This is a genomic window from Streptomyces capoamus (genome assembly GCF_014654935.1).
Classification (GTDB): Bacteria; Actinomycetota; Actinomycetes; order Streptomycetales; family Streptomycetaceae; genus Streptomyces; species Streptomyces capoamus.
The window spans coordinates 3346-10746 of sequence record NZ_BNBF01000018.1; the positions used below are offsets into that span (position 1 = coordinate 3346).

Annotated in this window: 8 protein-coding genes; 7 read left to right on the plus strand and 1 reads right to left on the minus strand. The window is 73.2% G+C overall.

Annotated features, from left to right (window positions below):
* The 7 genes from IE312_RS41800 to IE312_RS25780 all read left to right on the plus strand — a co-directional run.
* Window positions 1-569 (plus strand): AAA family ATPase (locus IE312_RS41800; protein WP_229900428.1); only part of this gene is annotated, 569 nt, incomplete at its 5' end.
* Window positions 566-1381 carry an ABC transporter permease gene (locus tag IE312_RS25755; RefSeq protein WP_189984723.1) on the plus strand — a complete coding sequence of 272 codons (816 nt, stop codon included), beginning with the start codon at window positions 566-568 and terminating at the stop codon, window positions 1379-1381. The genes IE312_RS41800 and IE312_RS25755, both read left to right, overlap by 4 nt.
* A gap of 271 nt (window positions 1382-1652) precedes the next feature.
* Window positions 1653-2078 carry a nuclear transport factor 2 family protein gene (locus IE312_RS25760; RefSeq protein ID WP_189984724.1) on the plus strand — a complete coding sequence of 142 codons (426 nt, stop codon included), beginning with the start codon at window positions 1653-1655 and terminating at the stop codon, window positions 2076-2078.
* Window positions 2079-2115: 37 nt separating this feature from the next.
* Complete coding sequence (locus tag IE312_RS25765) at window positions 2116-3321, plus strand: aminotransferase-like domain-containing protein (RefSeq protein WP_189984725.1); 1206 nt, start codon at window positions 2116-2118, stop codon at window positions 3319-3321.
* Window positions 3322-3451: 130 nt separating this feature from the next.
* Window positions 3452-4942 (plus strand): DUF2252 domain-containing protein, encoded by a 1491-nt coding sequence (locus IE312_RS25770; RefSeq protein WP_229900464.1) that lies wholly within the window; start codon window positions 3452-3454, stop codon window positions 4940-4942.
* Window positions 4943-5128: 186 nt separating this feature from the next.
* Window positions 5129-5941: a hypothetical protein gene (locus IE312_RS25775; RefSeq protein WP_189984726.1), complete on the plus strand. Its 813-nt coding sequence runs from the start codon at window positions 5129-5131 to the stop codon at window positions 5939-5941.
* 48 nt (window positions 5942-5989) lie between these two features.
* The gene (locus IE312_RS25780; protein WP_189984831.1) at window positions 5990-6319 is read left to right on the plus strand and encodes a rhodanese-like domain-containing protein; all 330 of its coding nucleotides are present in this window, start codon (window positions 5990-5992) and stop codon (window positions 6317-6319) included.
* Window positions 6320-6336: 17 nt separating this feature from the next.
* Here the strand turns inward: IE312_RS25780 and IE312_RS25785 are convergent.
* On the minus strand, window positions 6337-7401 hold a 1065-nt coding region (locus tag IE312_RS25785; RefSeq protein ID WP_229900429.1), incomplete at its 5' end, for an acyl-CoA dehydrogenase family protein.

Below are 7401 nucleotides of genomic sequence, written 5' to 3' on the forward strand. Positions count from 1 at the left end.
CCCGCAAGCCGGTCTCCACCTTCTCCGGCGGTATGCGGCGCAAGCTCGACCTCGCGATGACGCTGGTCGGCGACCCGCGTGTGATCTTCCTGGACGAGCCGACCACCGGACTCGACCCGCGCAGCCGACGCACCATGTGGCAGCTCATCCGCGACCTGGTCGAGACCGACCGCGTCACGATCTTCCTCACCACGCAGTACCTCGAGGAGGCCGACCAGCTCGCCGACCGCATCGCCGTCCTGGACGGCGGCCGGCTGGTCGCCGAGGGCACCGCGGAGGAACTCAAGCGCCGGGTGCCGGGCGGCTACATCCGCCTGCAGTTTGCCGGACCGCACGAACTGGACGCCGCGGCCCGCCTGTTCGACACCGCCGAGCGCAACGACGCCGCCCTCTCGCTGCACATTCCCGGCGACGGCAGCACCCCCACCGTCCGGGCCGTCCTCGACGTCCTGGACACCGCGTCGGTCGAGGCCCGGCAACTGACCGTCCACACCCCCGACCTCGACGACGTCTTCTTCGCCCTGACCGGCCGCGCCAAGTCCGAGACCACCGAGGAGAGTGCCGCATGAGCAGCGTTTCCTACGCCCTGACCGACTCGATGACCATGCTGCGCCGCAACCTGCGACACCTCACGCGGTATCCCATCATGATCATCGCGTACGTCGGTCAGCCCGTCTTCATCCTGCTGGTGATGGTCGGCCTGTTCGGCAAGACCCTGGGCGGCGGCATCTCCGGCGTCGGCAGCGGCGACTACGTCGACTACGTGGCGCCCGCGATGATCCTGATCACCGTGAACTACGGCTGCACGACCACGGCGATGAACGTCAGCAACGACATGACCGCCGGCATCATGGACCGCTTCCGCACCATGGCCGTCGCCCGCTCCTCCATCCTGGCCGGGCACGTCCTGGAGGCCCTGATCCGCACCCTGGTCAGCGTCGCCGTCGTCATCGGCCTCGCCGTCGCCCTGGGCTTCCGCCCGGACGCCACGCCGGTCGAGTGGCTGGCGGCCGCGGGTGTCACCGCCCTGCTGACCCTCGCGCTCACCTGGCTGGTCACCGCGTTCGCGCTCGCCACCAAGAGCCTGGAAGGCGCCAACAGCCTCACCCTGCCGCTGCAGTTCCTGCCCTTCATCAGCAGCGCCTTCGTGCCGACCGGTTCCATGCCCGTGGGCGTCGAGCAGTTCGCCCGCTACCAGCCGCTCACCCCGGTCATCAACACCCTGCGCGGCCTGCTGGAGGGCACCTCCATCGGCAGCGACGGCTGGCTCGCGCTCGCCTGGTGCGTCGCCCTCGCCGCGATCGGCTACTTCTGGTCGAAGAGTTGCTTCAACCGCCAGTCGACGGCCCCGGCGGCGGCCACCGCACCGGCTGCCAAGTAATTCCTCCAGCTGGTCGATTGCCATATCGATTGCCAGATCGATTACCTGACCGATACTTCACGGAACCGCCCTTACCGACGGGCTGGTTCGGCCGTAAATCCCCCGGCGGCCGGACCGGCCCGTCTTTTTTGTGCCCCCATTGCGGTCGGCGGGCGCCGCTATGCCCGACGGGCGCGAAAAGCTGTACTCGGCGGTGCCCCGCGGCAGACAATAAAAGCAGTCGTCCGACGCTATTCCCCGATTCCTCTTCCCGCGCAGCGAAGGAAAAGACATGACCGTCTCCGGCTCGCACGTGCCCGTCACCCCCTCCGTCACCCAGCTCCGACCAGACTCCGCTTCCCGGGAGCAGGTCGCCGAACGCGTCCGCCGCTATTACCGGTTGGTGGACGCCGACGACATCGCGGGACTGCTCGAACTGTTCGCCGAGTCCGCCGAATACGCCCGCCCCGGTTACGACGTACTCAGTGGCCGGCAGGAAATACACGCCTTCTATTCGGGCACCCGGGTCATCGCCCAGGGTCGCCACACCCTGCGCCGCATTGTCGTCGAGGGGCGCGAAGCGGCGGTGCACGGGAATTTCCACGGCACCCTTCGCGACGGCAGCGAGGTGTCCCTCCGGTTCGCCGATTTCTTCCGGCTGGACGATTCCGGCCTGTTCCGCCGGCGCGACACCTTCTTCTTCTCGCCGATGGTGTGATCTCCTACCTCTCGCCGATGGTACGAAAGGACCCGCCATGACCTCCGTCGCCACTCCGCCCCGCCGTCCGTCCGCCCGCGTGGACGCGGTCGCCGACCCGGCGGTCGACCGCATCCTGGCACTGGCCGCGGCCGAGGACGTCCTCTCCTTCGCCGGGGGAGTCCCGGACGCCGGCCTGTTCGACGCCGCAGGCATCCGCACGGCGTTCGACGAGGTCCTCGCCGCCGACCCGCGCCGCGCCCTGCAGTACTCGACGACCGCCGGCGACCCCGCCCTGCGCGACTTCCTGGCACGGCGCCTGACCGACCGCGCCCTGCCGACCGACGCCGACCAGCTCCTGATCACCAACGGTGCCCAGCAGGCCCTCCAGGTGGTCGCCACGACCCTGCTCGAACCGGGTGACGTGGTGCTGGTCGAGGAGCCCTGCTACCTGGCCGCCCTGCAGTGCTTCCGGCTGGCGGGCGCCCGGATCGTCCCGGTGCCCTGCGACGACTCCGGCCCCGATCTCGCCGCGCTCCACGACCTCGCGGCCCAGGAACAGCCCAAGCTCTGCTACGTCGTCCCCGACTTCCAGAACCCCACCGGCCGCTCCCTCACCCGCGAGCAGCGCGGCGCCCTGGCCGCCGCGGCCGCCCGCTGGGGCTTCTGGATCGTCGAGGACAACCCGTACGGCGACCTCCGCTACCGGGGCGAGCCCGAGCCGCCGGTCGCCGCCTTCCCCGGCGCCGAGGACCGCACCCTGAGCGTGGGCAGCCTCTCCAAGGTGCTGGCCCCCGGGATGCGCCTGGGCTGGCTGCGCACCCCGCCCGGCGAGAAGGCCTTCGCCACGGTCAAACAGATAGCCGACCTGCACACCTCGACGCTCGTCCAGGCCGCCGCGGCCCGCTACCTGGCCGACCACCCCCTGGAGGCCCACCTCTCCCGCGTCCGCGCCGCCTACGGCGCCCGCCGTGACGCGATGCTGCGCGCCCTGCCCGGCGCCCTGCCCGAGGGCAGCGCCTGGACGGACCCGGACGGCGGCATGTTCGTCTGGGTCCGCTTCCCCGACGGCCACGACACCACCGCCCTGCTCCCGCACGCCGTGGCATCCGGCGTGGCCTACGTCCCCGGCGCCCCCTTCTTCGCCGGCAAGCCCGACCCCACCACCCTCCGCCTCTCCTTCGTCACCCACGAGCCCCGGGCCATCGCGGAGGGCGTCCACCGGCTGGGCAGCGCGGTGCACGCCTTCGGCAGGGATCTGTGACGCGTTTCGGCCACCGGATGTACGGTCTCCTCCGACTTGATGTTCGTGCCGGCGTCCGTTGCGTCCGGCTGGTTCGGGGGAGGCGGTCGGCGTGACCGGAAACGGTGTCGACGTGGCGGACACGGCGGACATGGCACAGACAGCGGAGACAGCAGAGACAGCAGAGACAGCCGAGACAGCGGAGATAGCCGAGACAGCCGAGACAGCGGAGATAGCCGAGACAGCGGACGGAGGCGGGCGCCGGCTTCCCCGGGTGCGCGGGTTCGCCCCGTGGCCGCCGCAGGGCTCGCCGAAGAAGGAGGGCAAGGCGCTGCGTACCGGCGTGCCGCGTTCCGCGCACGGCACGCTGGACCTGGACCCCGGCCGCCCCGACGCGGTCCGCGCGGTGGCCGAGTCCAACGCCGGCCGGATCCCCGAGCTGACCCCGCTGCGCGTGGGCCGCATGGCCGCCACCCCCTTCGCTTTCCTGCGCGGCGCGGCCGGACTCATGGCGTACGACCTCGCCCGCACCCCCGTCACCGGGATCGGCACCCAGATCTGCGGTGACGCGCACGCCGCCAACTTCGGCCTGTACGGCGACGCCCGCGGCGATCTCGTCATCGACCTCAACGACTTCGACGAGACCGTGCACGGCCCCTGGGAATGGGACCTCAAGCGGCTCGCGGCCTCGCTGGTGCTCGCCGGCCGGGAGGCGGGCGCCGACGAGGACACCTGCCGCGCAGCGGCCCAGGACGCGGCCGGCGCCTACCGCCGCACCATGCGGCTGCTCGCCAGGCTGCCCGTGCTCGACGCCTGGAACGCCATCGCGGACGAGGAACTCGTCTCCCACACCGACGCCCACGACCTGCTCGGCACCCTCCAGCGTGTCTCGGAGAAGGCCCGGGCCAACACCAGCGGCCGGTTCGCCGCGAAGTCGACCGGGGCGGCCCCGGACGGCGGACGCCGGTTCGTGCCCGCGCCGCCGGTGCTGCGTCACGTCCCGGACGCCGAGGCCGCCGCCGTCGCCGCGTCCCTGGAGGCGTACGTCGACACCCTCGGCGAGGACCGCCACCCCCTGCTCGCCCGGCACGCCGTGCACGACGTCGCGTTCCGCGTGGTCGGCACCGGCAGCGTCGGCACCCGCTCCTACGTCGTCCTGCTCCTCGACCACCGCGGCGAGCCCCTGGTCCTCCAGGTGAAGGAGGCCCGCCCCTCCGCGCTGGTCCCGCACCTGGCCACGGCCGGGTTCGAGACGCCCGCGGTGCCGCACGAGGGCCGCCGGGTCGTCCTCGGGCAGAAGCGGATGCAGGTCGTCAGCGACATCCTGCTGGGCTGGACCACCGTCGACGGGCGCCCCTACCAGGTGCGCCAGTTCCGCAACCGCAAGGGCAGCGTCGACCCGGCCGCCCTCGCCGCCGACCAGATCGACGACTACGCCCGCATGACCGGCGCCCTGCTCGCCCGCGCCCACTCCCACAGCGCCGACCCGCGGCTGATCGCCGGGTACTGCGGCAAGAACGAGGAGCTGGACGAGGCCGTCGCCGCCTTCGCCGTCGCCTACGCCGACCGCACCGAAGCCGACCACGACGACCTGATCGCGGGCATCCGGGCGGGCCGGATCGCGGCCGAGCCGGGGGTGTGAGGGGCCGGGCTGTCCGAGGGTCGGGGGTCTGGGGGGCCTCCCCGGTGTGTGAGGGGTTCCCGAGGCGGTGTGTGCGGGGCTGGCCCGGGCGATGTGTGAGGGGCTTGCCGAGGTGGTGTGAGGGGCTTGCCGGGAGCGGCGCACCGCAGCCCGGGCCCGGCCCGGAGCAGCGGCTACGCTGGGCGGGTGACGACCCCGGAAGCCGACCAGTCCCAGGCCCCCCGCCCCGAGGAGCGGCTGGAGCGGGCCGTGCGGGCCGCCGAACAGGCGTTGATCGAGTACGAGATCGCCGTGGAGACCTTCCGCGTCGAGGTGGAGAACTTCGCCCGCCTGCACGAACAGCGCCTCGGCCCGCTCTACGCCCGCATCGAGGAGCTGGACGCCGAGATCGCCGAGGCCAAGGCCGCCCGCAGCGGTGACCCCGAGGACATCCGCCGGGCGCGGGAGGCCCGGGCCCGGGTGCTGCCGATGCCCGGCGTGGACGACCTGCTGCACGGCTGGATGGACGGCGACGGCCTGTTCCCGGAGGCCGTCGCCATGCTCACCGACCAGCCGGTGAGGCCCCCGCAGCGGGTACGGCCCAGCGAGGAGGCCCGCAAGCTCTACCGCGAGCTGGCCCGCAAGGCCCACCCCGACCTGGCCCAGGAGGAAGCGGAGCGCAAGCGGCGCGAGGAGTTCCTCAGCCGGGTCAACGCCGCCTACGCCCGCGGCGACGAGGCCCTGCTCGGGGAGCTGGCCGCGGAATGGGCCGCCGGGCCGGTGCCGCCCGAGCGCCGGCCGAGCCCCGCCGAGGAGCTGTACGCCCGCCTCGAATGGCTCGCCCAGCGCAAGGAGCTGCTCACCCTCGTGGCCCGGGAACTGGAGGACGGCGCGATCGCCGGCATGCTCCGGCTCGCCCCGGACGACCCCGACGGACTGCTCGACGAGATCGCCGGCCGGCTGCGTGCCGACATCGCCCGGCGGGAGGCGGAACTGGCCTCCCTGACGGCGCGGGACTGACCTGCCCCGGCTTCGGGTAGCGTCGGAGCCATGAATTTCGGAGCTGGTGTGCCCACGGTCCAGGTCACGGACCTCAAGGACGGCGACTTCCTGCTGGACGTCCGCGAGGACGACGAGTGGCAGGCGGGCCACGCCGAGGGAGCCCTGCACATTCCCATCAGCGAGTTCGTGGCCCGCTACGGCGAGCTGACCGAGGCCGCCCCGCAGGACGGCCGTGTCCACGTCATCTGCCGCTCGGGCGGCCGCTCCGCCCAGGTCACCATGTACCTGGTCCAGCAGGGCATCGACGCGGTGAACGTCGACGGCGGTATGCAGCACTGGCAGACCACCGGCCGCCCGGTCGTCACCGACGAGGGCAAGCCGGGCTTCGTCCTCTAGCCCACCCGGGGGACGCGTCAGGCGAGGGGATGCGCGGCCAGCAGGTCGCCGAGCCGCTCCTCGTACGCCGCCGCCGGGCCGAGCGCCAGCTCCAGGTGCTTGGCCCAGGCGTGATAGCGGTGCAGCGGGTAGTCGGTGTCGGCGCCGAACCCGCCGTGCAGGTGCTGTGCCGTCTGCACCACCCGCCGCACCCCCTCCGCCGCCCAGATCTTCGCCACCGCGAGGTCCCCGGCGACGGGCAGCGGCCCCGGCGCCCCCGAGGTGATCCGCCACGCGGCCTGCCACAGGGTGGCCTCCATGGCACGCAGGTCGATGTACCGGTCCGCGGCCTGCACGGCCACCGCCTGGAACGTCGCGATCGGATAGCCGAACTGCTCCCGCTTCCCGGTGTACTCACCGGTCATCCGCAGCACCTGTTCGCCCAGCCCGAGCGCCAGCGCGCACGTTCCCGTCACCAGCAGCCCGTGCAGCCACTCCCAGGCGCCCTCGGCCTCGATCACCTCGCCGGACCCCACCCGGACCGACCGCAGCCGCAGCTCGGCCAGCCGCTCACCGCTGGTGGACACCTGCTCGGCGAGCACCAGCCCCGCCGCCTCCCGCGGCACCAGCGCCAGCACGGCCCGGTCGCCCGCCGCGCCCTCGACGTGCGCCGGTACGACGACCAGGTCCGCGTCGTACGCCCACGGCACCGCCGTCTGCACCCCGTCCAGCAGCCACCCCGGCCCCTCCCGCCGCGCGGTGACGGCCTGCTCGGCCGGATCGTGGCCGGTACGGCCCTGGGCAGCGACGGTGAACACCAGCTCCCCCCGGCCGGCCCGGGCCAGCAGCCGGTCCGCCGGCCCGGGACCGCCGAAGGCCTGCACGGCCGCGGCGGCGGCGCTGTGCTCCAGCAGGGGCACCCGGGCGAGCACCCGGCCGGCCTCGCGCAGCACCAGGCACAGTGCGATCGCGTCCAGCCCCGCCCCGCCGTGCTCCCCGGCCAGCAACAGGCTCAGCAGGTCGGCGCCGGCGAGCCGGGACCACAGCGCCCGGTCCATGCCCTCGGCCACGGCGCCGGTGGTGAGCGCCGGACTGGGCACCGC

What these genes read in the sequence shown, in the direction of transcription:
- IE312_RS25765 (WP_189984725.1), top strand. Translation starts at nt 2,116, where the DNA reads ATGACCTCCGTCGCCACTCCGCCCCGCCGTCCGTCCGCCCGCGTGGAC.
- IE312_RS25755 (WP_189984723.1), top strand. Translation starts at nt 566, where the DNA reads ATGAGCAGCGTTTCCTACGCCCTGACCGACTCGATGACCATGCTGCGC.
- IE312_RS25770 (WP_229900464.1), top strand. Translation starts at nt 3,452, where the DNA reads ATGGCACAGACAGCGGAGACAGCAGAGACAGCAGAGACAGCCGAGACA.
- IE312_RS25760 (WP_189984724.1), top strand. Translation starts at nt 1,653, where the DNA reads ATGACCGTCTCCGGCTCGCACGTGCCCGTCACCCCCTCCGTCACCCAG.